Consider the following 26,292-nt stretch of genomic DNA (forward strand, 5'->3'; position numbering starts at 1 on the left):
CGAATGGGGTGCCGGCGCGCCCCGTAGAGCCCATGGCTTCGTGATGCACATGGGGGGCCGACCGCGCCAGCGGTTGCCTGAACGCATCCTGACTGCCGCGCGGCGATCCCGGCCCGCCGGGTCCGCCCTGATCACGATGGGCCCATGCACTCCCGCGCCGCGTCCTGGCTGCGGCACCGGCTCGGCCGCGTCGTGGTCCTCGCCTACGTGTTCGCGCTGCTCCTGCCCGGACCCGGCCTGTGGCTGCGCCATCCCCATCTTCTACCGCTGACGCACCTGACGCTGCACACCGCACCGCTTCTTCTGTCCCTGGTCCTGTTCTCGGCAGGGCTCCAGGTGCCGTTCCGCGCGCTGGGCCGCCTGCTGCGCCGCCCGAAGGCTTTGCTCGCCGGCCTCGTGCTGCACCTGGCGATCCCGCTGGCGGTCCTGCCGCTCGTCGCGTTCCTGCTGCGGCGCACCCCCGACACCGACGGTGGCAGTGGACTGCTCACCGCGATGATCCTCGTCGTGGCCATGCCCGTCGCCGCCGGGGCCACCGTGTGGACCGACAAGGGCGACGGCGATCAGCCGACCATGGTGGGCCTCGTCCTGGCCTCCACCCTCCTCAGCCCGCTCACCATCCCCTTGCTGCTGGCGACGCTGTCGCCGCTGCTCAGCGGCGGCTACGCGCACACCCTCGCCGTCACCGGCCGGCTAGCGCAGGGCGGATTCGCCCTCACCGCTGTGGTCCTTCCCTGTGCGGCTGGCCTGCTGGGTGCGCTCGTCCTGCCCGCGCGCCTGCTCCACCGACTGCAGCTGACGGTGACGCCCTTGGCCCTGACCGGCTCAGTGCTGCTGACCTACGTCAACGCCAGCGGCGCCCTCGGCTCTGTCCTGACCCGGCCACGCCCGCTGTTGTTCGCCGCAGCCCTGGCGGTGGCCGCGCTGGTCTGCCTGCTCTCCTTCGCCCTCGGCCGGGCCGCCGCCCGCGTCCTGCGGCTGGAGGCGGGCACCGCCTCGTCGCTCACGCTCGCTTGCGGCATGAACAACAGCAGTGCGAGCGCGGTCCTTATCACCGCGTCCCTGCCCGACAAACCGCACCTGCTGCTGCCGGTCCTCGCCTACGGGCTGCTGCAGAAGACCGCCGCGAACCGCATCGTCACCCGGCGGCGACCGGCTCCCACCGCAGCAGGCACCTGAACCGTCCTCAGCCGGCGCCCTCGGAGCCGGGCTCCTCGCGGCGTACGGGGATGAGCAGGGTGAAGGCGGTTGGATGGCGGCCGCTCAGGGAGAGTCTGCCGCCCAGGGACACGGCCAGATCGTGGGCGAGGGACAGGCCGATGCCGGAGCCCTCCCCCGCGCCGGTGCGGCCGCGGTCGAACAGCCGGGACGCATCGCCGTCCACCGCGCCCTCGTCGGTCACATCGAAGGCGACGGCTTCCCCGAGGTCGCGGGCCGTCAGACGCACGGTGCCGCGCCCGTGGACGCGCGCGTTCTCCAGCAGGACGCCGACGATCTCGGTGACGGGGGCACCGAGGACTCGAACGTCGCCCCCCGTCTCAAGGGCCCCTGCCTCCAGGCGTCTGCCGTCGCGGGCGAACAGTCCGTGCCAGCGCTCCTCGGCCTCGCGCAGCAGCTGTGACACGGGCGTGTCCGGGGCGGGCCGACGCGGCAGGCCGTGGAAGCGGGACAGGCGCAGCACCTCCTCCACCGTGCGGTGCAGGCGGCGCGTGGTGGCCAGGGCCTCCTCCAGGGCGGGCCGCAGCCGGGCGTCGTCGTCCTGGGCGATCCCCGCCTCCAGGGTGAGCTGCAGCCCGGTGAGCGGGGTGCGTAGCTGGTGGGAGGCGTTGGCGGTGAAGTCGCGCTCGTGGCGCAACAGTTCGGTCAGGCTGTGCAGCATCTCGTTGTGGGTCTGCGCGACCTGGTCGATTTCGGCGACGCTGCTGGGCGCGGCCCGGGCGCTCAGGTCGCCGGCGGTGACGGCCCGGCAGTGCCGGGAGAGGTCCTCCAGCGGCGCGGCCAGCACCCGCGCCTGCCTGCGGGCGACGAGGACCGCCACCGTCAGCGCGAGGGCGCAGACCCCGGCGAGGACCGCCCAGGCGATCAGGACACGGCTGCGTACAGCAGCCCCTGGTGAGGAGGCCCGTACGACGCCGATCACCCGCTCGGCGTGCGAGACGGGCGCCACCACGACCAGGTCACCGCTCGACCGGCCGCGCACCACCTCCGCGGCCAGCGCCCGTCGCACGGCCGCGTCCCCGGTGCGGGGGCCGGTGCCAGCCCGCAGGCGCAGTGCGGGATCGTACAGGCCGAGGCGTCCGTCGGCCGGGGGCGCGGGCAGTTCCACGGGGTCGCCGGTCGCGTAGTCCGGGCTGACGCGTACGGCCCCCGACAGAGCCGCCCGTTCCAGGGTGTCGCGCTGGTCGGCGTACAGGGACGACCTGATCGCCAGGGCCAGCGGGACGGCGAGGAGGACGACGGCGACCAGGGCGGCGGTGAGGGCGACTCGCACCACGCGCTGTCTCATGCCCCCATCCTGCGGGGCCCCGACCGGTCCGTGGGCGGTCCGCCACGCGCTTTTGCCGTCGTCTAACCGTCGGCGTGCGGGGCGTTAACCGACGGCTCTCTAGCGTCGGTGGCATGGCCAGGGAGCAGTGCCCCGCAGTTCCTCGGGAGGGCAGTGACATGTCGTACAAACGTACTTCCGCGGGCCTCGTCGCAGTGACGGTGGTCGCGGCGGTGATCGCAGGGTGCTCGGGATCGTCGCCCGGGGCGCATTCCGGCTCGGGTTCGACGGCCCCGGTGCGGGCGAATCCCGCCCCCACCGAGTCGAACCCGCCCGGGGACATCCCCGACAACCAGGTGTTCGTGGCCTACCGGCCCACCGGCGGCTTCACCGGGTTCACGGTGAAGGTACCGGAGGGCTGGGCCCGCACCGACAAGGGCGGTACAACCGTCTTCACGGACAAGCTGAACAGCGTCACCATCGCCGCCGCCAATGCCTCCACCGCCCCGACCGTCACCTCCGTCAAGAACACGGTCGTGCCTCAACTGCGCGGGCAGGTGTCCAAGTTCGCATCGCCAAAGGTGTCGCAGGTGACCCGTACGGCGGGCCCCGTCGTCCTTCTCACCTATCAGGGCGACTCGGCCAGGGACCCGGTCACCGGCAAGGTGGTGCGGGACGCGTTCGAGCGGTACGTCTTCTACCGGCAGGGCCATGAGGTGGACCTGACGCTGTCCGGCCCGGTCAACGCCGACAACGTCGACCCGTGGCGGATCGTCAGCGATTCGTTCGCGTGGCGGTGAGTGCGGTGCCCGCCGGACCGTCCAACGACGACGTGGTGCTGGCCGCCCGGGAGCTCTACCGCTTCTACCGGGCCGGTGAGGAGGAGACGCTCGCGTTGCGCGGGGTGTCACTGCGGGTGCGGCGCGGGCAGACGGTCGCCGTCGTCGGCCCGTCGGGGGCGGGCAAGTCGACCCTGCTGGCGTGCCTGGCCGGTCTCGACGAGCCGTCGGGCGGCGAGGTCCGGGTGGCGGGCGTGCGCATCAGCCACCGGCCCGAAACCGAACGCGCCCGGCTGCGCGCGCGGCACGTTGGAGTGCTTCTGCAGTCCCGCAACCTTCTGCCGCATCTGACCGTGCGCGACAACATCCGACTCGCCCAGCATGCGGTGCGCGGCCGTCCCACGGTGCGGGCCGGGGCGCTGCTGGAGCAGGTGGGGCTCGGACGGCGGGCGGGCGCGCTGCCACGGCAGCTGTCCGGCGGTGAACTGGCCCGGGCCGGGCTCGCCGTCGCGCTGGCCAACTCCCCTGCCGTACTGCTGGCCGACGAACCGACCGGCGAACTCGACGGCATGACTGAGGAGTTGGTGCTGCGGATGCTTCGGGACCGGGCGGCCGACGGTTGCGCGGTGCTGATCGTGACGCACAGCGCAGAAGCGGTGCGGGGCGCCGACCGAGTGATCACATTGGACGACGGGCGGGCCCACGAGGGACGCGAGGGAACCGCTCAGGCCAAGGAGAGCAGCCATGTCCTCCGCTGACCTGCTCGTCTCCTGCCGGGGCGTCGCGCTCACCTTCGGCCGGGGCCCCACCGCCGTGGTGGCGGTGCATGGCGCCGATCTGGACGTCCGCTCCGGCGAGCGGCTGGCGATCGTCGGCCCGTCCGGGTCGGGGAAGTCGTCCCTGCTCCATCTGCTGGCCGGGCTCGAACGCCCCACCAGCGGCACGATCACCCGGCCCGGACTCCACGGGCCCCGGGACATCGGCCTGGTCTTCCAGGCCGACAGCCTCATCCCGGCCCTCGACATCACGGAGAACACCGCGCTGCCGCTCGTCCTCGCGGGGCGCTCCCAGGAGGAGGCCCGCCGGCGGGTCGCCGAGGCGCTCGACGTGGTGGGCGCGGCCGGGCTGGCTGACCGGCTGCCCGACGAGATCTCCGGCGGTCAGGCCCAGCGGGTGGCCGTGGCCCGCGTTCTGGCGCAGGCGCCGCGGCTGATCCTCGCCGACGAGCCCACCGGCCGCCTCGACCACGCCACCGGCGCCCGCGTCCTGGACGCCCTGCTGGAGGCGGCCGACCGGACGGGGGCGGCCCTCGTCGTCACCACCCACGACCCCGCTGTCGCCGCCCGGCTCACCGTTCGGCGGGGCATGCGCGACGGCCGGCTGCTCGCACCCGAAGCAGCGCAAGCGCCGGATCCACGAGGGAGCCTGTCATGATCACCGCCTGGGCGGGCGGACTGGCCCGCCACCGCATCGGGCGGCTCCTGGCCGCCGTCGCCGGGATCGCCCTCGCCGTCGCCCTGGTCGCCGCGCTCGGCTCCTTCCTGACCGCGTCCAAGGCGACCATGACCGAGCGCGCGGTTCGCTCGGTCGCCGTGGACTGGCAGGTCGAGGTACAGCCGGGCGCCGACCCGAACGCCGTCCTGTCGCTGGTGCAGGGCACTGCCGGCACCCGAGCCGGGTTGCCCGTCGGCTTCGAGCGGACCACCGGCTTCACCGCCGCCGTGGGGGGCAGCACCCAGACCACCGGACCAGGTCTCGCGCTCGGCCTGCCACCGGACTACCGCAGTCACTTCCCCGACGAGTTGCGCACGCTTTCCGGCTCCGGCACCGGCGTTCTACTCGCCCAGCAGACCGCCTCCAACCTGCACGCCGCCCCCGGCGACACCATCGGCGTGCGGCTGCCCGGCGTCGGGCTGCGGCAGGTGCGGGTGGACGGCGTGGTCGACCTGCCCCAGGCCGACTCGCTGTTCCAGAAGGTCGGCGCGCCCGCCCAGTCCCAGCCGACCGCTCCCCCGGACAACGTCGTCCTCCTACCCACGGCCCGGTTCACGTCCCTCACCCGGGGAGCCACCGACGTCACCACGCAGATTCATGTGGCCCGTGACGCGAAGCTGCCGGCCGACCCGGCCGCCGCCTTCTCCTCGGTGACCGGTGCCGCACACAATCTGGAAGCCAAGTCGGCCGGCACCGCGCTGGTCGGGAACAATCTCGGCGCCGCGCTCGACTCCGCCCGCCAGGACGCCCTCTACGCCCAGATCCTCTTTCTCTTCCTCGGCGTCCCGGGCGCCGTCCTGGCCGCCGCCCTGACGGTGGCGGTCGCCTCGGCCGGCGGCGAACGGCGCCGCCGGGAGCAGGGCCTGCTGCGGCTGCGCGGGCTGCGGCCCCGTCAGATCACCTCGCTCGCGGGCCTGGAGGCCGTGTTGGTGGGGGGCGTCGGCGGCCTGGCGGGTCTCGGGCTCGCCGCGCTGACCGGCCGCGTCGCCTTCGGCACCAGCTCCTTCGGGGCGGGCGCGGGCACCTGGGCGCTCTGGTACGCCGTCGCTTTCGTCCTCGGCGTGGCCGTGGCCGCCGCTGCCGTGCTCGTGCCCGCCTTGCGGGATCTGCGCACGGTGACCGTCGCCGACACCAGGCGGGAGCCGCGCGGCTCGCGTTCGCCCTGGTGGCTGCGGTACGGCCTGGACTTCGCGCTGCTGACCGGCTCCTGGCTGGTCTTCCGCGCCTCCTCCGGCAACCAGTACGCCCTGGTCCTCGCCCCGGAGGGCGTGCCCAGCGTCTCCGTCTCCTACTGGGCGTTCCTCGGCCCGGCCCTGCTGTGGCTGGGTGCGGCCCTGCTGCTGTGGCGGCTGACCCTGCTGGTCCTCGCCCACGGCCGGCCGGCGCTGGCCCGCCTCGCCCGACCGCTGACCGCGACCCTCGCCACGACCACGGCAGCCGTGCTGTCCCGGCGCCGGCACCCGCTGGCCCGCTCCGTGGTACTGCTCGCTCTGACCGTGTCGTTCGCGATCTCCACGGCCGTCTTCAACTCCACCTACCGACAGCAGTCCGAGGTCGACGCCCGCCTCACCAACGGCGCGGACGTCACCGTCACCGAACCGCCCGGCGCCCAGGTCCGGGCGAGCGCGACGGACACACTGAAGGTTCCCGGCGTCCGGCACGTCGAGCCCCTCCAGCACCGCTACGCCTACGTCGGCTCCGACCTCCAGGACCTCTACGGCGTCCGGCCCGCCACCGTCGCCAAGGCGACCTCGCTACAGGACGCCTACTTCTCGGGCGGCACGGCAGGCCAGCTGATGCGCCGACTCGCTCAGCGCCCCGACAACCTGCTGGTCAGCGCGGAAACCGTGCACGATTTCCAGCTTTCCCCGGGCGACACCGTCAACCTCCGCGTCCAGGACGCCCGTACGAAGGCCCTGCGTACCGTGCCCTTCCACTACGCGGGGATCGTCAAGGAGTTCCCGACCGCGCCGAAGGACAGCTTCTTCGTCGCCAACGCCGCCTACGTGGCCAAGGCGACCGGCAGCGACGCGGTCGGCGCCTTCCTGCTCGACACCGGCGGCTCCCACCAGAAGCAGATCGCCGACCAGCTGCGCCACCGATTGGGCGCCGGCGCCACCGTCACCGACCTCACGCAGACGCGCGGCACCGTCGGCACCAGCCTCACCTCCGTCGACCTGGCCGGCCTCACCCGCGTCGAACTCGCCTTCGCCGTCCTGCTGGCCGCCGGAGCCGGCGGCCTCGTCCTCGCCCTCGGACTCGCCGAACGCCGCCGTACCTTCGCCATCGCCACCGTCCTCGGTGCGAAGAGCGGCCAACTGCGCGGCATGGTCCTCACCGAGGCCCTGCTGCTCGCCGCCGGCGGGCTGGCCGGAGGCGCGCTCATCGGGTGGGCACTGTCCGAGATGCTGGTGAAGGTCCTGACGGGGGTCTTCGATCCGCCGCCCGCGAGCCTGTCGGTGCCGGGCGGCTACCTGGCCCTGACCGCCGGCGCGGCCGTCGTCGCCGTACTGGCCGCCGCGCTGAACGGCATCCGCAGCGCCGGCCGGCCCGCCGTGGAGGAACTGCGTGACCTGTGAGCGGCCAGGAGCGGGCGGGCCGAGCGGCTCGTCCGCTCCTACGCTGTCCAGCATGCGCACGCACGCGACCGCCGACCCCAGCCGTCACCGCGTCCTCGTCGTCGAGGACGACGACACCATCGGCCGCCACCTGGAGACCGGCCTGCGCGGCAACGGGTACACACCGACCTGGAGCCGGACGGGTTCCGCCGCTCTGGCCGAGGCCGCGCGCGCCCCGTACGACGTGCTGCTGCTCGACCTGGGACTGCCCGACATGGACGGTCTGGACGTCGCCCGCACCCTGCGAGCCCGCAGCCCGGACCTGCTGATCGTCATCCTGACGGCCCGCACCGACGACATCGACGTCATCGCCGGGCTGGACGCGGGGGCCGACGACTACCTCGTCAAGCCGTTCAGCCTGACCGTGCTGCTCGCCCGGCTCCGCGCCCATCTGCGCCGCCGGGTCCTCGCCACGCCGCCGCAGGAACCCGTCCGGCTGGCCGACCTCGTCCTGGACGGCGTGGCCCGCCGCTGCACCCTGCACGACGAGGACGTCGAGCTGCGTCCCAAGGAGTTCGACCTGCTCGCCGTCCTGACCCGGCATGCGGGGGAGGCTGTCTCCCGGGAGACCCTGATGGCGGAGGTCTGGGACGAGAACTGGTTCGGCTCCACCAAGACCCTCGACGTCACCATGGCCGGCCTGCGCCGCCGCCTCACTCAGGCCGCCGCCACCTCGGCCCACCCCAGCAGCCTGCCCCGCATCACCACCCTGCGGGGGCACGGCTACCGCCTGGAACTCTGACGGAACGTCGCCGGCACGGCGCGCTGCCGGTGTCGCGGCCGGGGCACGCCGGCTGCCCGGCCGCCGCTCCTCGGTTCAGTCCACGCTGGGCCGGCCGAGGCCATGGTCGTGGGCGAGGATCACGGCCTGGATGCGGTCCCGGGCTCCGATCTTGGCCAGGACGCGGCCGACGTGGTCTTTGAAGGGGAGCTCTGACCATCTCGCCGTTGGTCCAGCCCGTGCCGACGGCGACGAGGAGCCGCTGGCCGCCGATGTCGTCGGTGGTGGTCGTCAAAGTGTCACCCATGGTGCGGGCGGTCACACGTCGCTGCGCCAGGGCGAGTACTGCCCAGCCGAGGAAGACCAGCAGCCCGCCCCAAGGCCCGGTCCACCCCGATCCGGTGGTACCGGGAGGCTGAACCGCGCCGTGCGCGTGGTGCCTCGGTACTACGCGCCTACCTGCGGTGCCTTCCGTGTTCGTCGGCTCCGTGGTGGTGGCAGCAGGCGTTCGGCCATGGCGGAGAGTGGGCCGCCCACGCCGCGCCCGGGGCCTCGGCGTCCGCTGCGCACTGGGCCCGTTCCGCGCTCTCAACCAGGCTCTCGCTGTCCGAGGCGGCGTTGGCCAGGCTGGCGCAGCACAGGGTGAGCAGGAGGGCGCCCGCCACGAAGGGCAGAGTGCGGCGCGGGGGTGGCGGGGCGAGCAGTGCCTGCACTCTCTGAGGCACGGCCCCGCCGGTCGCCGCCAGAGTGGCGGGTCGTGGCAGGCCGGCAGAGGCGAGAGCCGCCCGGCCGACGGCGCGGGCGACGACCGTACGGCTGCCGATTCGGGCTGCGGCCTCCTCGTCGGCCCATCGCTCCAGGACGAAGCCACCGGCCTCGGCCAGCGGTCGCAGCAGCGGGTTGACGGCCGCCGTGAGTCGCCACACGGTCTGGAAGTGGTGGTGGCGGCCGCGGAGATGGGCCCGTTCGTGCGCCAGGAGGGCCTCACGCTCCGCGTCGCCGAGGCAGCGCAGCATCCCGCGGGACACCACGATCCGTCCGGGGGCGCCGGGCAGCGCGAACGCCTGCGGGGCCTCGTCGTCGAGCACCACCAGTTCGGTGTCTTGGGGAGTCCGGCCGCACTCCCGCCGGGCCCACAGGACGTGGCGCCCCTGCCGTACGGCGGCCACCCCCAGTGATACGAGCCCCGCCGCCAGGGTCAGGGCGCTGACGGTCGCGACGGCCAGGGAGACGGGGTCCTGCGTACGCAGGAGGGTCACCGACCAGTGGCCCTCCTCCGCGACCTCGGGGATCTGCGCGAACCCGGTGAACGCCAGCAGGGCCAGTGAGCCGAGCCAGCCGGTCGCCGTCACGAGCGCCGCACATGCCAGGGACCAGGCCGCGGGCCGCGGTGCCGGCCGGCGGGCCGCCCGGGGGGCAAGCACCGCGAGGACCACGGTGACCATGAGGGGGATGTAGACGCTGATCGTCACCGGCTCACTCCCCGTCGTCGCCGCGCCCGGCGTCCTGCTCGCCCAGCAGACGGTGCAGCAACTGCTCCTCCTGCGGAGACAGTTCGGACACGAATCGGGTGAGCACCGCCTCCGGGTCCGAGCCGCGCTCCAGCAGGCTGTGCATCCGTACGGCGGTGTCGGACGCCTCGTCCCGGACCGGCGCGTAAGCGTATCCGCGACCCGCCGGGTGCCGTACGAGCATGCCCTTGTCGTACAGGCGGGACAGGATCGTCAGCACCGTCGTGTAGGCGAGGTCCCCGGGCAGCCGCTCCAGGACCTGCCGTGCGGTCAGCGACTCGTCCACGGCCCACAGGGCGGCGAGGACGCCGCTCTCCAGCTCCCCGCGCGCCCTTCTGCCGGTCGCCCCGCCGTTTTCGTCGCTCTTCCGGTCGTGCACCGTCACCAGCCTTCCCGCTCGGCACCCCAGCGTAGCGCCTGGGCTACTACGGCTTGTAGGACCCGGGCGGGATCTCCATCACAGGGGCTACTACATCTTGTACGAGTTCACCTACTACATGTTGTAGAGTTCGGCCGCCCACACCACCCGCGGAGGAACGAACCCCATGCCCTACCTCGGAAGTTCGCTGCATCTGCGCGCCCTGGCGGCCGCCGCCCTGCGCCCTGAGCCGGTGCCGATCACGGCACGGGCCGAGCGCGTCGCGATCGTCTCGGCGAGCATCGGCGCCGGCCACGACGGCGCCGCCGCCGAACTGGAACGCCGACTCACGGCCCACGGCCTCGTCGTCGACCGGTTCGACCTGCTGGACCTGCTGCCCGCCCGGATCGGACGACTGGTCCGGGACGGCTACCACCGGATGCTGGTCCAAGCCCCCTGGGCCTACCAGCAGGTCTACCGCAGCACCGAACGCGCCGGCGGGGGCGGACCGTTGGCCAGGGCGCTCCTGCGGACCGCCGAGGATCGCATGATGCGCGCGCTGCACCCCGACACCGGCGCGGTCGTCTCCACCTACCCGGGAGCCAGCCGTGTGCTAGGCGGCCTGCGGCTCCGCGGCCGGCTGGCCGTGCCCGTCCTGACCTATCTCACCGACTTCTCCGTGCACCCGCTGTGGGTGGCCGCCGGTGTCGACGTCCACCTCGCCGCACACGCCGTGCCCGCAGCCCAGGCCCGGGCCGCCGGGGCGCGGAACGTCCGGGTGTGCGGGCCGGTGGTGGACCCGCGGTTCCGTCCTGGCGGCGCGCGGGAGCGCAGCGCGGCCCGGGCCCGCTTCGGGCTGCCGGAGAACGCCCCTCTGGCCCTGCTGGTCGCCGGCTCCTGGGGCGTCGGACCGGTCCGGCAGGTCGCCCTGGAGCTGCGCGACTGCGCCGTCGCCGTCCCCGTGGTCGTCTGCGGCCGCAACCAGGCACTGGCCGAGCAGCTTCGCGCGGACGGCATCGACCACGCCTACGCCTGGGTCGACGACATGCCCTCCCTGATGCACGCCGCCGATGTCCTGGTCCAGAACGCCGGCGGGCTCAGCTCTTTGGAGGCGTTCGCCACCGGTCTGCCCGTCGCGAGCTACCGGTGCATACCGGGCCACGGTCTGACCAACGCCGCCGCTCTGGAGGAGGCCGGTGCGGCGGTCTGGATCCGCGACCCCGACCGCCTCGAAGCCGTGCTGCACGACCTGATCGACGGACCGCTCGGACTGCGCCAACGCAAGACAGGCCTCGCACTCTTCGCCGCCGAACCCGACGACGGACCCGCCGCGGAGACAGCGCGCGTCCACCGCGCGGGGCTCCCGCCGCTGCCTTCCCGGCCCGCCGCGCGACGGCGCCGTCCGGCGGCGCGCCGGCTCGTCGCCACCACCGCCGTGGCGTGCGGGGTATGGGCGTGTGCCGTCGGTACGGGGATCGCCACCGCAGACGACGGCGCGGGCGTGATCCACGCCGTCGGGCACGGCCTCGACCTGGACGTCCTCCATCCGGCCCACGCCCCCCGAGGCCACCACTCGTGACCGCCTCCCGGCTGGTCCGCACCGCCGCTCTCGCCGCCCTGCCCGCCCTCGTCTCCGCTCATGCCGCACCCGTCGTCTCCGCCTTCGGGCCGCTGCGCAATCGCGCCATGCCCCGTCTCTCGGGCCGGGGCCGCCCGGATCACATCGCCCTCACCTTCGACGACGGACCCGATCCGATGTCCACCCCGCTCTTCCTGCGCCTCCTGGCCGAGCGTCAAGTCCGGGCGACGTTCTTCCTGCTGGGCAGCGAGGCGCACCGCTCGCCCGGCCTGGTCCGCGAGATCGCCGCGGCGGGACACGAGATCGGCGTCCATGGCTGGCTGCACCGCCCGCTGCTCCTGCGCGGCCCGCGCGCCACATGCGACGACCTCGCCCGCGCCCGTGACACCGTCGCCGACATCACGGGGCACTGGCCGACGCTCTTCCGGCCCCCGTACGGCGTCATGTCGACCGCAGCCCACTGGGCCGCCCACCGCCTTGCTCTCACCCCTGTGCTGTGGACCTCCTGGGGCCAGGACTGGACCGCCCGCGCCACACCGGAGACCGTCCACCGCACCGTCACATCCGACCTGGACGGCGGCGGCACCATCCTGCTCCACGACTCCGACTGCACGTCCGCCCCGGGCGCCTGGCGCTCGGCCCTGGGCGCGCTCCCCCACATCCTCGACACCTGTGAGCAACGGGGCTACGAGGTCGGCCGGTTGCGCGACCATGGATGGGCTCACCGGGCCTGACGTATCGAGGCCGAGGACCCCCTGCCGATCGCCCATCGCCAGGTCGCGGTCCGGCGCGCCGTCGCCATGACCCGCATCTTCGCCCGCTTCGAACGCATTGAGCATCCTGGCCGCACCTCTCCGATCGGTAGCAGCGGCACCGAGCTGACCGACACGCCGGGGACCCTGCGCCCACGACAGGAACATCACCGCGAAGTCCCCGGGACCACGTAAGGAGGCGACGTCCACGCTGCGGACCCCCGTGGTGTCCGGTCAGGATCACAGGACGGAGCGGCGGACCAGCAGCGCCAGTACCAGCAGGCCAGGGAACAGCGGCAGCCAGGCCGTCAGCAGCCGGTAGCCGAAGACCGCCGACAGGGCCGCGGCTCCCGGCACCCCGGTCGCGGTGAGCGTCAGCACGAGCGCCGCATCCAGCGAGCCCAGACCGCCCGGAGTGGGCAGCAGTACGGCGGCGCCGCTGGCAACGAGGTACGCCAGCAGTACGTGACCGGCGGGCACGGGCACGTCCAGTGCCCGGAGTACGGCGATCAGCACAGCGGCGTGCAGCAAGGCGAAGCCGAGCGATCCGCCCCACAAGGCGCATGCCCTGGCCCGTCGGCAGTGCACCGCCCGCACGTCGGCCAGTACCCGGCCGACCGCGCGCGCCACGCCGCGACGCGCCGTTCTGCTCAGTGCCACGGCTGCGGCGGCCACGGCGACGCAGCTGACCGCCGAGAGCGTGACGCAGGCGCGCGGGACGGCCGGTGCCAGCCGCGGAGTGCGGGGCGAGACCAGCAGCAGTGTGACGGCGACCGCGAAGCGGACCAGCCCGCCGACGGTTGCCTTGACCGCGAGTGCGGTCGCCGCGCGGGCGGTGGACAGGCCGCAGCGGGTGAGGAACCGCAGGTTGACTGCGGTCGCGCCGACCCCGGCAGGCAGCACGTGGTTGGCCGCGCACGCCGCGAACTGCGCCGCCACCAGCCGCCCGGCGGGCAGCCGTTCGGCCACCGCTCCCTGTTGGGCGACTGCCGCACACACCCAGGTCGCCATAGCGGCCGCACCCGCCGCCAGCAGCCAGGCTCGATCGGCGACGGCAAGACGGTCGGCACCGGCGTCCACCGTGTGCCGGTGTGCGGCGAGCATCCAGACGGCCGCCACCACCACGGCTGCGGTGACGGCGAGCTGCCAGGGCCGGCCGAGGCCGCGGGACAGCGGAATGCCGGTGACGCTCACTGCCGCCCTCCCGCCGTCACGGCGGGCGATACGTACACGCGCACCCCGGCCACCTGGTGCGGGGTCCAGGATCGGGCGTAGTCGGGCGGGCTGCCGCCCGTTGCCACCAGAGTGGCAACGGGCAGACGGCGAGCGGTCCGCCGGATGCCGGTCGCCGTGGTGTTGGCGTCGTGGCCGACGGTTGCGGCGGAGGAACAGCCCGCGTAGTAGGCGATCGGGACGTCGTTCACTCCCGTGACCAGACAGGGCGGGCCAACGCCCAGCCGGTGCAGCCCGGCGGCGACGGAGGCCCACTCGCGGTGGGCCGCGGTGGTACGGCGCACGGTGTCCTCCAGCACCACGAGCTGCACGGCCAGATGCCCGGCCAGAGCGAGGGACACCAGGACCACGGTGAGCGGCCTGCGGGTCCGGCCGGGTGCCCGCACCATGCGCACCAGGAGATCGGCGACGGGAACGGCGAGTAGCGCGTAGGCGGGCAGCAGGAAGCGCGGCGCCGCGTAGCCGATCATGAACAGGTAGGGGAAGGCCGCCGACGCGGCGCATGCCAGCGGTACGAGCGGGGCGACAGGGCGCCGGGCGCGGACGGCGATCACAACCGCTGCGGCAGCCAGCAGTGGCAGGGCGTACCACCACAGGGTCTCCAGGACGGGTGGCGCCGCACCGCTGCACGGGCGGCACAGCGTGCGTCCGCCCAGAGCGCGCAGTTGGTCTCCGACGGCGATGTTCCAGCCGAGGCCGCCCTGGATGCGGGAGGCGTCGGACAGGCGTTGCGCCAGACCGCCGTAGGAGACATACGCCTCGATCACCCACTCGGCCGCCCCGGCCACCAGGCCGCCGACCAGCGCCCCCAGCAGCGCGGGACGCCGCCACCGCCGTACGCATACCACCAGGACGAGTAGGGGAAGGGTCGCCCATACCGCGTCCGTGGGGCGCATCCAGGCCATGAGGGCCGCGCTCCCACCCACGCCCCACAGGGCGCCGCGGTCGAGGCGGTTGGCCTGGGCGCGCAGGAAGCAGCCCGTGCCTGCCAGGGCGCCGACGGCGACCCAGTAGTTGGGCATGGCCTGAGGACCGTAGAACAGCGTCACCCACAGGGTGGCGAACAGGGCGCCCGCGGTCGCGAGCACCCGGGCGGGGAAGACGCCCCGCCAGGCACGGAGCGCGAGGAACAGGGCGAGGCCGGCCAGGACGGCCAGGTAGATCCGCAGCAGGACCGTGGACGACGACCAGGCGGCGACCGGAGCCACCAGCAGCGGGACGCCACGCGCGCGCGGGGCGCTGAAGAACGCGGCCGGTGCGTGGGAGGAGACCTGGCTGACGTAGACCGACTCGTCCCAGCCGAGACCCACCCCCGGTCGCACGAGTAGGAGCTGGGCCACGGTGTAGACACTGGCCACGACCGCGAGCGCCGCTTCGCCGCGGGATCTCGGGATGAGGCGAACGTTCGTGAGCGGGTCGACCCTGCGCGGGCCGGTCGACGTGGCCGCCGCGTCGTCCGTGGCCTGAGGGCCGTTTCTCATCGCTCACCCCTTTACCCCTACAGTGCGTAGGGTCAGGCTAACCCTACAAAATGTAGGGTCCGTGCCAAGCCTCGGACAGGCACGCCCCTACGCGCTGTAAGGTTTCAGATATGGCTGGCACGAGCCCGCGGGGCAGAGCCGAACGGCGTAACGCCGGTGAGCTGGAGAGCGAGGTACTCGCCACCCTGTGGGCGGCGGACCAGGCGCTGACACCGTCGGACATCCAAACCGAACTCGGCGGCGACCTCGCCTACAACACCGTGCACACCATTCTCAAGCGCCTCTGCGACAAGGGGCTCGTCCTGCGGGACGCGGGCGGGCGGCGTGGCGCCTACCGGCCGGCCAAGGGTGCTGCCGAGCTGACCGCGCAGGCCATGCACGAGGCGCTCGACCGGGGCCCCGACCCCGTAGCGGCGCTTCAGCAGTTCGTCACGGGGCTGAGCCCGGAGGAGGAGCGGGTGCTGCGCGACCTGCTAGGGGGAGGCGAGCGATGAGAGTCGACGTCTACACCCCGTTCCTGCTGTCCCTGCTGCTCGCCGCGGTCAGCCCGCTGGTCGGCCGCCGGGTGGCACCGTCACTGGCCGCCCGCGTCCTGGCCTGCGCTGCCGTCATGAGCGCGGCGGCGACCGCCTGGTCCCTGCTCCTGCTGGCGGCCACCCTCGTCGGCGCCGCTCCTCCGGTCGTCGCGGACGCCCGTGAGGACGGCCGCCGTATTCCCGAGCCGGTACCGGAGGTCGTTGCGTTCGCCGCATGCGCACTGCTGTTCGTCCTGGCCTACCGCGTCTTCGCGGCCGTCCGCGCCGAGTGTCGCATCCGCCGGGCTCTGCAGGTCATGTGTGAGGGGCAGCCGCCGGACACGGAACTGATCGTGGCTGACTCTCCCGTCGCCCAGGCGTTCGCCATCCCGGGACGCGCCGGGTCACTGGGCCGGATCCTGGTCACCAGCACGATGCTCGGCGCGCTCTCGGCCGGCGAGCGCCGTGTCCTGCTCGCCCACGAGCGGGCACACCTGACCCACCGCCACGCACGGCTGTGCACCGCAGTGACGCTCGCCTGCGCCGCCAACCCGGTCCTTGCCCCGGTCCGGCACATGGTCGTCTTCCTCGTGGAACGCTGGGCCGACGAGCGGGCGGCCGCGGTGGTCGGTGGCCGCGACTGCACCGCCCGCGCCCTCGCCCGGGCAGCACTCACACCCGGATGCCGGGAGCCGTCGCGCGGACTCGCCTTCATTGACCGCGCCGTCACCCGCCGTGTCGTCGCCCTACAGACCGCCCCGCTCCCGCGGCTGTGGCCGCTCGCGGCGACCGTTGTGGCCCTCGGCGTCCTCACTGCGCTGGGCGCCGCCGACGCCACCGGCGACCTGCTGCAACTATTCGAACCGGCACTCGTCTGAGAGTGGCCAGGCGGCGGGTGAGGGGGTGAGCACAGCGCGGTCGGCCGCAGGAGGCGAAGTGGTCACGGGCCGTTCTCGCCTTGGGCGATCTCGACCTCGCGGTGGACGTCGACTACACCGGCGGCTCCGGCGGCGACGGACAGAACCGCACAGACCACCATGAGGAACGCGGCCCGGTGCGCGGCGCGCGGGGGCCGCGGGGGTGCGAGAAGGGCGGCGACACGTTGCGGGACGGGGCCGGTCGTCGCCGCAGGTGCGAAGTCCGGCCGGGTGGAGGGGGAGGCCTGGCCGGCGAGGGCGGCGCGGGCGATGGCTGTGGCGATCAGGCGTCGATCGCCGAGGGCGGTGGCGGCATTTTCGTCGGCGGCCCGCTCGGCGGCGAGCCGGATCGCGGCGCGGGCGCAGCGCAGGGCGGGGTGGCAGTGGGCGGCGAGTTCTGCGGCGGCCAGGAAGTAATGGTGGCCGGCCTGGTTGTGGGCGCGTTCGTGCGCGAACAGGGCCTCGCGTTCGGCGGGGCCGAGGCTGCGCAGCATGCCCGTGGTGACGACGATGCGGTGGGGCCGTCCTGGCAGCGCGTACGCGTCGGGGTGGGGTGAGTCGACGACACACAGGTCACCTGCGGCGGGGCGGCGGTCGGCCTGCGTCCGGGCGGTACGAAAGGCGCGGGTCTGTCGAAGGGCCGAGCGGGCGAGGGTCCAGGCGCTGAGGGTGAGCACTCCGGTCGCTGCGGCGGCCGCGGGGAGGACGAGGTAGTCCGAGGGGGTCCGCAGGGGGTGGATGAGTTCGCCGAGGGCAGCGAAGGCAGGGAGCTTGAGCAGTCCGGTGAGTACCAAGGCTCCGAGGGCGGCGACGCAGGCTCCCGCCAGTGCCAGGGCCGAGACGGTGAGGACCCACAGCGCGGTTGCGGGGACGAGACGGTCGAGGGTCCGGCGGGCCAGCGTGGGTGCGAGGAAGGGCAGGATCAGCGGTACGAGGAGCAGGGCGGTCATCACTCGTCCCCCTCCAGGAGTCGCCGCAGGAGCTGTTCGTCGCCAGGGTTGAGCTGGGCGACGAAGCGGGCCAGGACCGTCTCCCGGTCGGTGTCCCGGTCGAGTTCGGTGTGCATGCGGCGGGCGGTCAGTCCGGGAGCGTCCTGCACGGGGAAGTAAGCGTAGCCGCGCCCGTCCCGCTCGCGGCTGAGGACGCCCTTCTCGTGCAGACGTGTCAGTATCGTCGCCACCGTCGTCCGGGCCAGACCGGAGCCGAGTTCGGTCTGCACTCGTCCGGGCGTGAGCGGGGCCCCGGCCGCCCACAGTGCCGCCATGACTGCGGCTTCGAGCTCGCCGGCCGGCCGCCTCTCGTCCCTCGCATCGGCATCGGCCATGGGAATGTTCCTCATTCCGTCATCGTCTACAGTGCAGTAGACCGTCTACATGATTGTAGTCAGTTGTCGGACGCCGCCGTTCTGCCGCATCCGACGGTCCAGAACGCGATGAAGGGTCTCCCGACGATGACGACAGCCATGCACCTATCGTCGCAGCTCGCTGTCAATGTGTTGGATGCCCGGTCACTGCTGGCCGCGTTCGGTGTGCTGGGCGTGGGTGTGGTGCTGTTCGCCGAGACCGGCCTGCTGATCGGGTTCTTCCTGCCGGGCGACTCACTGCTGTTCACGGCCGGTCTGCTGTGCACCGGCACTGCCGACCACGGCCTGAAACTGTCGCTCGCCCCGCTGCTGATCGCCGCGGCGGTGGGCGCGCTCGCGGGCGCGCAATGCGGCTATCTCCTGGGCCGAAGAGCGGGCGGCGCCCTGCTCGCCCGCAGCCGCTCGGCCCGCCTGCGGGAGGGCGCGAAACGCGCGGAAGAGTTGCTCGAGCGGTACGGGTATGCCAAGGCGATCGTCCTGGCCCGGTTCGTTCCCGTGGTGCGTACGGTGCTGAACCCGATGGCGGTCGCCCTGGGGGTGCCGGTGCGCACGTTCACCGTGTGGCAGGTGACCGGCGGGCTGCTGTGGAGCCTGGGCCTCACCCTGGCCGGATACGCGCTGGGCTCCTCCGTGCCGAACGTGGACCGCTATCTGCTGCCGATCGTCGCGGTGATCGTCGCCGTGTCGCTGATTCCGGTTGCCTCCGAGGTGTACCGCTCGCGCCGCACGGCGAAGGCCAAGGAGGCCCGCGGATGATCCTCGCTCGCAATGGCTCGGCGGTCGACGGCTCGGCCTACACCGACGTGGTGAACCTTGCCCGGCATGCTCCCGCGTGGCTGGACGACACGGTGTCGGCGTGGTCGACGTACGGGCTCGCCCTGTTCGCGGTCCTCATGGGCGTCGGCTGGTGGCGGGCCCGGCGGGTGGGCGCCACGGCGTCGGTGACGGCGCTTGCCGTGCCCCTGGTCGTCGTCGTGGCGTACGGGGTGGACGCGGCCCTGAAGCTGCTGGTGCGCGAGGACCGGCCCTGCCAGAGCCTGCACGTGACCCCGCTGGAGGCGTGTCCGGCGCCGGGCGACTGGTCCTTCCCCAGCAACCATGCGGCGATCGCCGCCGCGGCCGCCGTCGCCGTGCTGTTTGTCTCCCGCCGGCTCGGCGCGGTCGCGGTGGTGGCCGCCTGCGCGATGGCCGCCTCTCGGGTCTGGGTCGGCGCGCACTATCCCCACGACGTGCTGGCAGGGGTCGTGGTGGGCGGCCTGGTCGCGCTACTCGTCATGTCCGCCCTGCGAGGGCGTGCGGAGGCCGCGGCCCTGCGGCTCACCGCCACCCGCCTGCGGCCGCTGCTGGTGGTGTCGTGAAGCGCGGCGACGTCGCCGACCTGGCCGGCAGTTGCAGCCTCGGTGCGTGGACGGCGTTCGGTGTGCTGACCATGGTCGTGGTGGGTCACGACGGCATACCGCTGTTCGCGGACGCCGACCTCCTCTCGTGGTCCGTCGGCCACCGGCCGGCCGCGGCGGTGGCGTTCGCCCGCGGAGTGACCGCCACCGGGACGGGTGTCGTCCCCTACGCGCTGGCGGTGCTGGCCGGAATCATCGCGGGGCGCGCCCTCAGGCAGCGCGCGCTCGCCGTCGCGCTCTGTCTGGTCTGCCTGGCCGCGGGCCAGGCCCTTCGGTACGGGGTGATGGAACTCGTCGCCCGGCCCCGGCCGTCCCGGACGGAGTGGGACACGCATGCCTCCGGATGGGCGTTCCCCTCCGGTCACGCCACCACGGCGGCCCTCGCCGCAGGACTGCTCGTCATCGCCGTCTGTGTGCGAGGGCCGCGCGGCAGGGTTCCCCTCGTCCTGATCACCGGCGGTTGGGGCGCGTCGGTCGGGCTGACCCGCGTCTACCTCGGGGTGCACTGGCCCACCGACGTCGTCGGTGGCTGGCTGTTCGCCACCGGGTGGCTCGGAATGTGCTTGTGGGTTGCGACCCGGTGGCTGCCCACATCGTTCGTCTCAGACACGACCCATACGGCCGAAGATCCGACGGAGGACCATGCGCCACAAGATTCTGGTCGTCGAGGACGATCACGCCCTTCGTGACGTGTTGCGCCGCGGCCTGTCCGACGAGGACTTCGAGCCAGTGCTCGCCGCTGACGGCGCCACCGCTCTTCGGCGGGCCACAGACGGCATCGCCGCAGTCGTCCTGGACGTCGGACTGCCCGACGCGGACGGCCGGGACGTGTGCCAGGCGATGCGCGCCAACGGGTTCGTCGCCCCGATCATCTTCCTGACGGCCCGTCACCACCTCACCGACCGGCTGGCCGGGTTCTCCGCCGGGGCCGACGACTACCTGCCCAAGCCGTTCCATCTCGCCGAACTCGTCGCCCGGCTGCGTGCCACACTCAAGCGCGCCACGCCCTCGGTCGTCGCCACGGCAAAAGACCTGGTCCTGGACGCGACCAGGCACAGCACGAGGGTCGGCGACGTCGACGTCGACCTGTCCCCGACAGAGTTCCGTCTGCTGGCCACGCTCGTGGCCGCGGGCGGCGGCATCGTGCGCCGCCGGGACCTGGTCAGGGCGGCATGGCCGGACGGCGCACATGTCAGGGACAACACGTTGGACCAGTACCTCAGCCGCCTTCGGCGCAAGCTGCGCGAGGCGGGCAGCGGCCTGAGCCTCCAGACGTCGCGCGGGATCGGGCACCGGCTGTCATGATCCGTCTCCTGCGTGGCCTGGCTCCACACACGCTGCGTGGCCGCCTCTCGCTCGTGGCGCTGACCACCGCCGCGCTCCTGATGACCGTCCTCACCGTGGTGTTCAACACCGTGATGGACCGGCATCTGCAGCACCAGGCGGACGATGATCTGTTGAGCCGTGCGGCTGCCGTCGCCACGACCGTCGATACCAGCGGTCCCCGTGTGCGCGTCCTGGAGACCGTCAACGACAGCCTCCTCGACGCGAACGTGTGGATCTACAGCGGGACCCGCCTGGTGGAGAAGCCTCCAACAGCCGCAGCCGACAGCACGCTGACCAACGCCGCCGGCAGCCTTGCCGCGCGGGCGAAACCACTCTGCACGACCGCCGAGACCGAAAGCCCCCATTTCGTCCGCCTGTGCTCCCAGCCCTTGCCCGGACACCGCAGCACCGCCACCATCGTCACGGCCGCGGATCTCGCCCCTTACCGCAACTCGGCGGACAGCCTGCTGACGGGCTCGCTGATTCTGGACGCCGTCATGCTCGCGTGCACCTACGCGCTGACCCGCCTGGCCGTCGGACGGGCGCTGCGCCCCGTGCGCACCATGACCGACCAGGCCACCCAGTGGAGCGCCGTCGGCTCCGACGAACGATTCGGCGCCGAGGGTCAGCCGACCGAACTGGCCCGCCTGGGAACCTCGTTGGACGCGCTGCTGGACCGCATACGCACCGTACTGCGCCACGAGCAGCAGTTGACCGGCGAGCTGTCCCACGAACTGCGCACCCCGCTCAGCCGGATCGTCATGGAGCTCGACTGGTGGCGGACCCGGCCGCGCTCGGCCGCCGAAACTCATGCCACCCACGAGGTGATCGCCGAGGCCGCCCAGTCCATGCGAACCATCTGCGACACACTGCTTAACGACGCCCGCGAAGGCGCGCTGAACACCGCAACACCCCCCGGCGCGACTGCCGTAGGTCCCGTCCTGCGCAGGCTGGCCGACAAACTCGGCGCACGGAAACGGGTGAAGATCGTCGTCGACGCGACGGATCCGGAGCTGGACGCAGGGGTCGCGCCGGCTCTCCTCGAACGCATCGTCAGCCCGCTGCTGACCAACGCCATCCGCTACGCACGCTCCACGGTGACGGTGTCCGCGCTGCGGCTGCCCGGCGGCGTGCGGATCACCGTCACCGACGACGGCTCCGGCGTACCGGAGACATTCGTCGACGACCTCTTCCAGCCCGGCCGCCGCGCCGACCATGACGACGGGCACGACGGCGCGGGCCTGGGACTGCCGCTCGCACGACGCCTTGCCCGCGCCGTCGGCGGCGAGGTGTCTCACGATCCCGGGCACACCGCCGGAGCGCGGTTCCTGGCCGACCTGCCTGCGGGGTGACCGGCCGCCGAAGCCGTGCGGCCTTCCGGGAGGATGTCGCCCTCGGGCCTGCCGTCACGTTCAGCGGTGTGCCGGTCGTCGCGCGTGTGCAGGCCGACCTGTTTTCCAAGCGCGGAAGGGCACCCACCGCGAGACGAGCGCGCGTGCCGACCGACGACCGCCATCCAGTCGGTCCTTCACACGCAGAAGCCCACCCGCAGACGAACGAGTACCCCAACCGCGCGCGATGACCGACGCGATGCCGTGCGGCCGGTCCTTGTCACATGGAAAGTACGCTCCCGGCGCGGACGAGCGCCCCCAAGCCGCGGTTCGGGCTCAGTCGGCCTGCTGGGGGACCGGCTCCCGTACCGGCACAGGCGCAGCGGTGCTCCTGCGCTCCCGGACTTGCGCGTAGGCCATCAGACCGAGCAAGAGGGCCAGCAGAACGGCTGAGGAACCCGCGGTACCGAGGTCCAGACCGCCCTTGGCGACCGGCTTGGTCAGGAAGTCACCGGCGGTCGCACCGAGGGGGCGGGTGAGCACGAAGGCGATCCAGAACAGCAGCACGTTCGGCACGGTGGGCAGCTTCATGAGGGCGACGAGGACCGCGAGCACGCCGGTCACGAGCAGCGCGCCGCCGGCGTAACCGAGGCCGGAGCTGTCGGACAGGAAGTCGCCCATGGAGGTGCCGAGGGTGTTGGAGACGAGGATCGCCGACCAGAACAGCGCCTCGCCGCGGAAGGTGACGATGTCGCGGATCTGGAAGGTCATCCCGGTCGCCTTCCAGATCGCGAAGATGACCAGCAGGATCGAGATGAGGATCGCGGCGCCGGTCGGGTAGCCGAGTCCGAGTCCCTGAGGGCCCCAGCCGAGCGAAGCGGCACCGCTGGGCAGGTACTTGGTGCTGGCGTCACGGTTCATGAAGTCGGACATCGTGGTGCCGGCCATGCTGGTCGACAGGATCACGGTCCAGTAGAAGAACGGGTTGTAGCGGCGGGACCCGAGCTGGACGGCCAACGTCACCGCGAAGACCACAAAAAGCACGATCGTGGTGAGGAAGTAGCCAAGTTTCAGGGTCTGCGCGAAGAGGTCGCCGGCCGTCTCGCCGAGGGTGGTCGCGGCGATCTTCATGATCCAGAAGGCCAGTGTCACCTCCGGGAGCTTCTTCATGACCGATGTGGTCGTGCTCGCGACATCGAGATCGGTGAGGACTTCCGGTTGCTCCAAGGTGGGGGGGCTCCTTGTCCGGTCGTACGGCAGGGCGCCCGCCCCGCGAGAAGGGGTGATCGCGAGGAGGCGATCGCCGGAACCCATCTTGGCAGCGTCAGCCTGGACACATCCTGAACGCCCGGCGCGTGCCCGCTCAGGCTGCGTGTCGCGCGCTCTGCCGCGCCTGAGTCACGTCCTTGCGGGTCACCGACAGAGATACACGACCAGACCGAGGATGACGGTGAGGAACAGCGCGCTGGTGACGACGGTGCCCATGCCCACGCCGCCGTCACCGGTTGGCTGGGAGAGGTAGTCGCCTATGGACGCGCCCAATGGGCGGGTGAGGATGTAGGCGATCCAGAAGCTCCACACCGCGTCCAGGCCGAGCTTGAAGTGCGCGAGGGCAACCGCGGCGATGGCCAGGCCGAACAGGACTGCGGAGAGCCAGTAGCCGAGGTCCATGCGCTCGGAGACCAGGTCGCCGGCCGCGGTGCCGAGGGCGAAGGTGAATAGGACGGCGAGCCAGTAGAAGGACTCGCGGCTGGGGGTGTCGATGCTGTGGATGGACAGCGTGCGCTCACGCCGGTACCACACTACGAAGACGACTGCGAGGACGATCGCAAACACGGTGGTGGTCGTCTCCAGTGGGACGCCCATGTTGTCGGTGAGGTTGTCGCTGATCAGAGTCCCCACGACGCTGATCAGGGCGACGGCCGTCCAGTACACGCCCGCGCGGTAGGCGCTGGTGCGGAACTGCACCACCAGGACGACGGCCAGCAGCGCGCTCATCAGCACCGACACACCGGTCAGGCCCAGACCAGCCTTCTCGTTGAGCAGGTCGGCCGCGGTCTCGCCGACCGTCGTGCACAGCACCTTGATGACCCAGAAGTAGACGGTGACTTCCGGCACCTTGTTCCAGTGCGTCCGGCGACCGGAGGGCACCGTTTGGGTGCCGACCGCCGAGGGCACAGGCGTCTCTGACGCCTCGTATGTCATGAGGCCCGACGGTGCCACGAGATACCTGAACGCATCCTGACTGCCCTGCGGCGTCGGCTGCCGCACCCCGCCACACCCGAGAACCATGGGGACCATGACCACCCACGACTACCGCCCACGCATAGCGGCGCCCCGCCCTTCCTCTCCGCCGCGATGGAAGAAGGCCGCCCTGCACCCAACGACTGTCTCCCACCCGGCCACTGACCGGGCGATGCTCTGGCTGCGCCGACGGCTCGGCCGGGCCGTCGCGCTGTCCAACGTCGCCGCCCTTCTTGAGCCCAGCCCCGGCCTGTGGCTGCGCCGGGACCACACCCTGCCGCTGTGTGCTCCGGCCTGCCCGCCGCTGAGTGCCTGACGCTGTCGGGGATCTTGGAAGGGTCCTGATCTGGCGGACGATCGTTGAGCCAAACCGCTCCGAGGCAGCCTTGGGAGACATTGGCCGCCGGCCCGCTGCTTGCTCTCCCTAATTACCTTCTCCGCCGGGCTCCAGGTCCCCGTCCGCCAGCTGGGCCTTCAAAGTGGTCGCTGGCCATAGGACGGAACAGGCGCCGCCGAGCGACCAGTTCGACGGTCACGGCGACGGCAATGGACTGTACGGCCATGAGCGCGATCAGCACGAACAGTTGAACGGCTCCGGCCATCACCGGACTCGCCCCGCTCAGGAGCATGCCCACGAACGCGCCTGGAAGCGTAACGAGCCCGACGGTTCGGGTCTGGTCCAAACCCGGCAGCAGCGCCTCGGACGCCGCGGGGCGCGCGATCTCCATCCGCGCGTCGCGGTCCAGGAACCCCAGAGCCATTGCTGCCTCGACCTCGCCGCGGCGCTGCTCCAATTCGTCCAGTGCCCGGCGTCCGGCGAGCACCGTCACCGTCAGTGCGCCGCCGATGAGGATCCCAGTGATCGGAACGAGCGCGATGCCCTTCAGCGGCACCAGCCCCGTCAGTGACAGCGCGGCCACCGCGGGCACGACCCCGGCGGCGATCGGCGCCGCCGCCAACCACCAGGTCCGGTTACCGGTCAACCGCCGCCCCGCCGTGCGCACGGCGACGGCGAACATCACGACCAGGAACGCCAACAGGCCCGCCACCGTGGTGACAGCCCAGGTGATGACCGATGACACCACGGCGAGCTGAACTGCCGCACGCAGGCCCGCCACGACGATCTCCCGTGGCCGATTGGTCAAGGAGTCCGGCGACAGATGGAACCAGTGGGCGACCCCCGCAGCCACCGCGAGCAGCACCACGAGCAGCACGCCGAGGGTGATGTTGACCGGCAGCAGGGATCTCGCACTCAGCGTCACACCGCACCATCCTCAATTCCGTGGTCGACGGGCGGCGGCGGCCGCACCTCACACTGTCACCGCGCCTCCTCGTTCGCGCTGTGTCGCGGCCAGATATCCGACGAATCCCACGATGGCCACGGTCCACGCGAGAGTGACCGGCCCCAGGCCCAGCTCGAGTCCGCCGCGGGTACGGCCCAGCGCCATCCAGTCGGCGAGGGAGGCACCGAGGGGGCGGGTGATGACGTACGCAGCCCAGAACGCGACCACCGCGTTCAGTCCGCCCAGGCGGTGGGCGACGGCGGGAATACAGATGGCAGCCGCGAACAGCACCACCGAGCCGAGGTAGCCGAAGCCTGCGGTGGCCGTGAGGTCACCCGCGGCGGTGCCCAGGGCGAACGTGGCGAGGACGGCGGCCCAGTAGAACGCCTCCCTGCGGCGGGTGTGGATGCTGTGGATGGACAGCGTGCGCTCACTCGCGAACCAGAGTGCGAAGACGGCGGCCAGCGCCACGAGGAAGACAGGCGTCGACAACGTGTAGGGGACGCCAAGGCCGACGTGCAGGACGTCGGCGGCCATCGTGCCGAACACACTGACCATCACGATGGCCGTCCAATAGACCCATGTGACGTATCGGCGCACGGTGAACTGCACAGTCAGCGCGGCCACCAGAGCGAGGCCGCCGAGTGCGACCGCCGGGACGGGGCCGAGCAGCCGGGCCAGGAGGTCGGAGGCGGTCTCCCCCATCCCCGTGGTCAGCACCTTGATGACCCAGAAGTAGACAGTCACCTCTGGCACTTTGTTCGCCATCCGGCGGGCGGGAGCGACGGACCGGTGATCAAGGAGGTGCTCTGTCGTCATGGCTCGCACGATGGCATGGTGAAATGCCGTTCCCCCAGACCCCTTTGCCATTGTTTTGGCGGCTCCGGTACAGGTGTTGCCACAGC

The 26,292-nt window shown here is 72.4% G+C and carries 26 protein-coding genes and 2 pseudogenes; 16 read left to right on the forward strand and 12 right to left on the reverse strand.

Annotated elements, in window-relative coordinates; translation table 11 throughout:
* Positions 1–144: 144 nt before the first annotated feature.
* Positions 145–1,179 carry a bile acid:sodium symporter family protein gene (locus ACZ5SK_RS28675; RefSeq protein WP_334580257.1) on the forward strand — a complete coding sequence of 345 codons (1,035 nt, stop codon included), beginning with the start codon at positions 145–147 and terminating at the stop codon, positions 1,177–1,179.
* A 7-nt stretch (positions 1,180–1,186) separates the two neighbouring features.
* Here the strand turns inward: ACZ5SK_RS28675 and ACZ5SK_RS28680 are convergent, their stop codons facing one another.
* Entirely contained in the window at positions 1,187–2,506 is a 1,320-nt protein-coding gene (locus tag ACZ5SK_RS28680) for a HAMP domain-containing sensor histidine kinase (RefSeq protein ID WP_334575865.1), read from the reverse strand.
* A gap of 158 nt (positions 2,507–2,664) precedes the next feature.
* On the opposite strand from ACZ5SK_RS28680, the gene ACZ5SK_RS28685 reads away from it, so the two are divergent.
* Genes ACZ5SK_RS28685 through ACZ5SK_RS28705 form a run of 5 tightly spaced genes read left to right on the forward strand, consistent with a single transcriptional unit; the run spans position 2,665 to position 8,118 of the window.
* Positions 2,665–3,285 (forward strand): hypothetical protein, encoded by a 621-nt coding sequence (locus ACZ5SK_RS28685; protein ID WP_334580258.1) that lies wholly within the window; start codon positions 2,665–2,667, stop codon positions 3,283–3,285.
* A 5-nt stretch (positions 3,286–3,290) separates the two neighbouring features.
* Complete coding sequence (locus ACZ5SK_RS28690; RefSeq protein ID WP_468576685.1) at positions 3,291–4,022, forward strand: ABC transporter ATP-binding protein; 732 nt, start codon at positions 3,291–3,293, stop codon at positions 4,020–4,022.
* Positions 4,009–4,698: an ABC transporter ATP-binding protein gene (locus tag ACZ5SK_RS28695; RefSeq protein ID WP_468576686.1), complete on the forward strand. Its 690-nt coding sequence runs from the start codon at positions 4,009–4,011 to the stop codon at positions 4,696–4,698. The genes ACZ5SK_RS28690 and ACZ5SK_RS28695 overlap by 14 nt, the downstream gene beginning before the upstream one ends.
* Entirely contained in the window at positions 4,695–7,337 is a 2,643-nt protein-coding gene (locus ACZ5SK_RS28700) for an FtsX-like permease family protein (protein ID WP_468576687.1), read from the forward strand. Before ACZ5SK_RS28695 ends, ACZ5SK_RS28700 begins: the two co-directional genes overlap by 4 nt.
* Positions 7,338–7,389: 52 nt before the next feature.
* On the forward strand, positions 7,390–8,118 hold the full coding sequence (locus ACZ5SK_RS28705; RefSeq protein WP_334580261.1) for a response regulator transcription factor: 729 nt from the start codon (positions 7,390–7,392) through the stop codon (positions 8,116–8,118).
* Positions 8,119–8,193: 75 nt separating this feature from the next.
* On the opposite strand, the pseudogene ACZ5SK_RS28710 reads toward ACZ5SK_RS28705, so the two are convergent.
* The 3 genes and pseudogenes from ACZ5SK_RS28710 to ACZ5SK_RS28720 form a co-directional block, all read right to left on the reverse strand.
* Positions 8,194–8,362: pseudogene (locus tag ACZ5SK_RS28710) on the reverse strand (helix-turn-helix domain-containing protein); the annotation flags it as partial.
* A gap of 190 nt (positions 8,363–8,552) precedes the next feature.
* The gene (locus tag ACZ5SK_RS28715) at positions 8,553–9,569 is read right to left on the reverse strand and encodes a M56 family metallopeptidase (RefSeq protein WP_334580262.1); all 1,017 of its coding nucleotides are present in this window, start codon (positions 9,567–9,569) and stop codon (positions 8,553–8,555) included.
* Between the two features lie 4 nt (positions 9,570–9,573).
* The gene (locus tag ACZ5SK_RS28720; RefSeq protein WP_334581364.1) at positions 9,574–9,987 is read right to left on the reverse strand and encodes a BlaI/MecI/CopY family transcriptional regulator; all 414 of its coding nucleotides are present in this window, start codon (positions 9,985–9,987) and stop codon (positions 9,574–9,576) included.
* A 166-nt stretch (positions 9,988–10,153) separates the two neighbouring features.
* Between ACZ5SK_RS28720 and ACZ5SK_RS28725 the strand changes: the two genes are divergently transcribed.
* A complete protein-coding gene (locus tag ACZ5SK_RS28725) occupies positions 10,154–11,545 on the forward strand; it encodes an MGDG synthase family glycosyltransferase (protein WP_334580263.1) in 1,392 nt (463 codons plus the stop codon).
* The gene (locus ACZ5SK_RS28730; RefSeq protein WP_334580264.1) at positions 11,542–12,279 is read left to right on the forward strand and encodes a polysaccharide deacetylase family protein; all 738 of its coding nucleotides are present in this window, start codon (positions 11,542–11,544) and stop codon (positions 12,277–12,279) included. The genes ACZ5SK_RS28725 and ACZ5SK_RS28730 overlap by 4 nt, the downstream gene beginning before the upstream one ends.
* Before the next feature lie 258 nt (positions 12,280–12,537).
* Here ACZ5SK_RS28730 and ACZ5SK_RS28735 read toward each other — a convergent pair whose 3' ends face one another.
* Both ACZ5SK_RS28735 and ACZ5SK_RS28740 read right to left on the reverse strand, forming a co-directional pair.
* On the reverse strand, positions 12,538–13,491 hold the full coding sequence (locus ACZ5SK_RS28735) for a lysylphosphatidylglycerol synthase transmembrane domain-containing protein (protein ID WP_334580265.1): 954 nt from the start codon (positions 13,489–13,491) through the stop codon (positions 12,538–12,540).
* On the reverse strand, positions 13,488–15,011 hold the full coding sequence (locus tag ACZ5SK_RS28740) for a hypothetical protein (protein WP_334580266.1): 1,524 nt from the start codon (positions 15,009–15,011) through the stop codon (positions 13,488–13,490). Before ACZ5SK_RS28740 ends, ACZ5SK_RS28735 begins: the two co-directional genes overlap by 4 nt.
* A gap of 110 nt (positions 15,012–15,121) precedes the next feature.
* Between ACZ5SK_RS28740 and ACZ5SK_RS28745 the strand changes: the two genes are divergently transcribed.
* Both ACZ5SK_RS28745 and ACZ5SK_RS28750 read left to right on the forward strand, forming a co-directional pair.
* Complete coding sequence (locus ACZ5SK_RS28745; protein WP_099964380.1) at positions 15,122–15,505, forward strand: BlaI/MecI/CopY family transcriptional regulator; 384 nt, start codon at positions 15,122–15,124, stop codon at positions 15,503–15,505.
* Positions 15,502–16,404: a M48 family metalloprotease gene (locus ACZ5SK_RS28750; RefSeq protein WP_334580267.1), complete on the forward strand. Its 903-nt coding sequence runs from the start codon at positions 15,502–15,504 to the stop codon at positions 16,402–16,404. The genes ACZ5SK_RS28745 and ACZ5SK_RS28750 overlap by 4 nt, the downstream gene beginning before the upstream one ends.
* Positions 16,405–16,466: 62 nt before the next feature.
* Here ACZ5SK_RS28750 and ACZ5SK_RS28755 read toward each other — a convergent pair whose 3' ends face one another.
* Entirely contained in the window at positions 16,467–17,393 is a 927-nt protein-coding gene (locus ACZ5SK_RS28755) for a M56 family metallopeptidase (RefSeq protein ID WP_361703472.1), read from the reverse strand.
* Positions 17,393–17,767 (reverse strand): BlaI/MecI/CopY family transcriptional regulator, encoded by a 375-nt coding sequence (locus tag ACZ5SK_RS28760; RefSeq protein ID WP_468155555.1) that lies wholly within the window; start codon positions 17,765–17,767, stop codon positions 17,393–17,395. Before ACZ5SK_RS28760 ends, ACZ5SK_RS28755 begins: the two co-directional genes overlap by 1 nt.
* A gap of 126 nt (positions 17,768–17,893) precedes the next feature.
* Between ACZ5SK_RS28760 and ACZ5SK_RS28765 the strand changes: the two genes are divergently transcribed.
* The 5 genes from ACZ5SK_RS28765 to ACZ5SK_RS28785 are packed head-to-tail and all read left to right on the forward strand — an operon-like array spanning position 17,894 to position 21,881.
* Entirely contained in the window at positions 17,894–18,562 is a 669-nt protein-coding gene (locus tag ACZ5SK_RS28765) for a DedA family protein (RefSeq protein ID WP_468576723.1), read from the forward strand.
* Positions 18,559–19,164: a phosphatase PAP2 family protein gene (locus tag ACZ5SK_RS28770; protein ID WP_099964376.1), complete on the forward strand. Its 606-nt coding sequence runs from the start codon at positions 18,559–18,561 to the stop codon at positions 19,162–19,164. Before ACZ5SK_RS28765 ends, ACZ5SK_RS28770 begins: the two co-directional genes overlap by 4 nt.
* The gene (locus ACZ5SK_RS28775) at positions 19,161–19,892 is read left to right on the forward strand and encodes a phosphatase PAP2 family protein (protein ID WP_334580271.1); all 732 of its coding nucleotides are present in this window, start codon (positions 19,161–19,163) and stop codon (positions 19,890–19,892) included. Before ACZ5SK_RS28770 ends, ACZ5SK_RS28775 begins: the two co-directional genes overlap by 4 nt.
* The gene (locus tag ACZ5SK_RS28780; RefSeq protein WP_334556138.1) at positions 19,846–20,508 is read left to right on the forward strand and encodes a response regulator transcription factor; all 663 of its coding nucleotides are present in this window, start codon (positions 19,846–19,848) and stop codon (positions 20,506–20,508) included. Before ACZ5SK_RS28775 ends, ACZ5SK_RS28780 begins: the two co-directional genes overlap by 47 nt.
* The gene (locus ACZ5SK_RS28785; protein WP_334580272.1) at positions 20,505–21,881 is read left to right on the forward strand and encodes a sensor histidine kinase; all 1,377 of its coding nucleotides are present in this window, start codon (positions 20,505–20,507) and stop codon (positions 21,879–21,881) included. Before ACZ5SK_RS28780 ends, ACZ5SK_RS28785 begins: the two co-directional genes overlap by 4 nt.
* Before the next feature lie 315 nt (positions 21,882–22,196).
* On the opposite strand, the gene ACZ5SK_RS28790 is transcribed toward ACZ5SK_RS28785, so the two are convergent.
* Positions 22,197–23,087 carry a COG4705 family protein gene (locus tag ACZ5SK_RS28790; protein ID WP_334556136.1) on the reverse strand — a complete coding sequence of 297 codons (891 nt, stop codon included), beginning with the start codon at positions 23,085–23,087 and terminating at the stop codon, positions 22,197–22,199.
* A gap of 136 nt (positions 23,088–23,223) precedes the next feature.
* Positions 23,224–24,065, reverse strand: a pseudogene (locus ACZ5SK_RS28795) (COG4705 family protein).
* Between the two features lie 94 nt (positions 24,066–24,159).
* Between ACZ5SK_RS28795 and ACZ5SK_RS28800 the strand changes: the two are divergent.
* Positions 24,160–24,420, forward strand: coding sequence for a hypothetical protein (locus ACZ5SK_RS28800; RefSeq protein ID WP_334580273.1), 261 nt, complete (start codon positions 24,160–24,162; stop codon positions 24,418–24,420).
* A 112-nt stretch (positions 24,421–24,532) separates the two neighbouring features.
* Here the strand turns inward: ACZ5SK_RS28800 and ACZ5SK_RS28805 are convergent, their stop codons facing one another.
* Positions 24,533–25,366 carry an ABC transporter permease gene (locus ACZ5SK_RS28805; RefSeq protein WP_334556134.1) on the reverse strand — a complete coding sequence of 278 codons (834 nt, stop codon included), beginning with the start codon at positions 25,364–25,366 and terminating at the stop codon, positions 24,533–24,535.
* 48 nt (positions 25,367–25,414) lie between these two features.
* A complete protein-coding gene (locus ACZ5SK_RS28810; protein WP_334556133.1) occupies positions 25,415–26,206 on the reverse strand; it encodes a COG4705 family protein in 792 nt (263 codons plus the stop codon).
* Positions 26,207–26,292: the final 86 nt, after the last annotated feature.

It is taken from the genome of Streptomyces sp. NPDC031474 (assembly GCF_055581185.1).

Excerpts from the sequence above, each read along its gene's own strand:
- ACZ5SK_RS28800 (WP_334580273.1), top strand. The coding sequence starts at position 24,160 with ATGACCACCCACGACTACCGCCCACGCATAGCGGCGCCCCGCCCTTCC.
- ACZ5SK_RS28765 (WP_468576723.1), top strand. The coding sequence starts at position 17,894 with ATGACGACAGCCATGCACCTATCGTCGCAGCTCGCTGTCAATGTGTTG.
- ACZ5SK_RS28810 (WP_334556133.1), bottom strand. The coding sequence starts at position 26,206 with ATGACGACAGAGCACCTCCTTGATCACCGGTCCGTCGCTCCCGCCCGC.
- ACZ5SK_RS28785 (WP_334580272.1), top strand. The coding sequence starts at position 20,505 with ATGATCCGTCTCCTGCGTGGCCTGGCTCCACACACGCTGCGTGGCCGC.
- ACZ5SK_RS28755 (WP_361703472.1), bottom strand. The coding sequence starts at position 17,393 with ATGACCGCCCTGCTCCTCGTACCGCTGATCCTGCCCTTCCTCGCACCC.
- ACZ5SK_RS28675 (WP_334580257.1), top strand. The coding sequence starts at position 145 with ATGCACTCCCGCGCCGCGTCCTGGCTGCGGCACCGGCTCGGCCGCGTC.
- ACZ5SK_RS28680 (WP_334575865.1), bottom strand. The coding sequence starts at position 2,506 with ATGAGACAGCGCGTGGTGCGAGTCGCCCTCACCGCCGCCCTGGTCGCC.
- ACZ5SK_RS28780 (WP_334556138.1), top strand. The coding sequence starts at position 19,846 with ATGCGCCACAAGATTCTGGTCGTCGAGGACGATCACGCCCTTCGTGAC.
- ACZ5SK_RS28770 (WP_099964376.1), top strand. The coding sequence starts at position 18,559 with ATGATCCTCGCTCGCAATGGCTCGGCGGTCGACGGCTCGGCCTACACC.
- ACZ5SK_RS28750 (WP_334580267.1), top strand. The coding sequence starts at position 15,502 with ATGAGAGTCGACGTCTACACCCCGTTCCTGCTGTCCCTGCTGCTCGCC.
- ACZ5SK_RS28695 (WP_468576686.1), top strand. The coding sequence starts at position 4,009 with ATGTCCTCCGCTGACCTGCTCGTCTCCTGCCGGGGCGTCGCGCTCACC.
- ACZ5SK_RS28705 (WP_334580261.1), top strand. The coding sequence starts at position 7,390 with ATGCGCACGCACGCGACCGCCGACCCCAGCCGTCACCGCGTCCTCGTC.
- ACZ5SK_RS28745 (WP_099964380.1), top strand. The coding sequence starts at position 15,122 with ATGGCTGGCACGAGCCCGCGGGGCAGAGCCGAACGGCGTAACGCCGGT.
- ACZ5SK_RS28740 (WP_334580266.1), bottom strand. The coding sequence starts at position 15,011 with ATGAGAAACGGCCCTCAGGCCACGGACGACGCGGCGGCCACGTCGACC.
- ACZ5SK_RS28685 (WP_334580258.1), top strand. The coding sequence starts at position 2,665 with ATGTCGTACAAACGTACTTCCGCGGGCCTCGTCGCAGTGACGGTGGTC.
- ACZ5SK_RS28760 (WP_468155555.1), bottom strand. The coding sequence starts at position 17,767 with ATGGCCGATGCCGATGCGAGGGACGAGAGGCGGCCGGCCGGCGAGCTC.
- ACZ5SK_RS28725 (WP_334580263.1), top strand. The coding sequence starts at position 10,154 with ATGCCCTACCTCGGAAGTTCGCTGCATCTGCGCGCCCTGGCGGCCGCC.
- ACZ5SK_RS28700 (WP_468576687.1), top strand. The coding sequence starts at position 4,695 with ATGATCACCGCCTGGGCGGGCGGACTGGCCCGCCACCGCATCGGGCGG.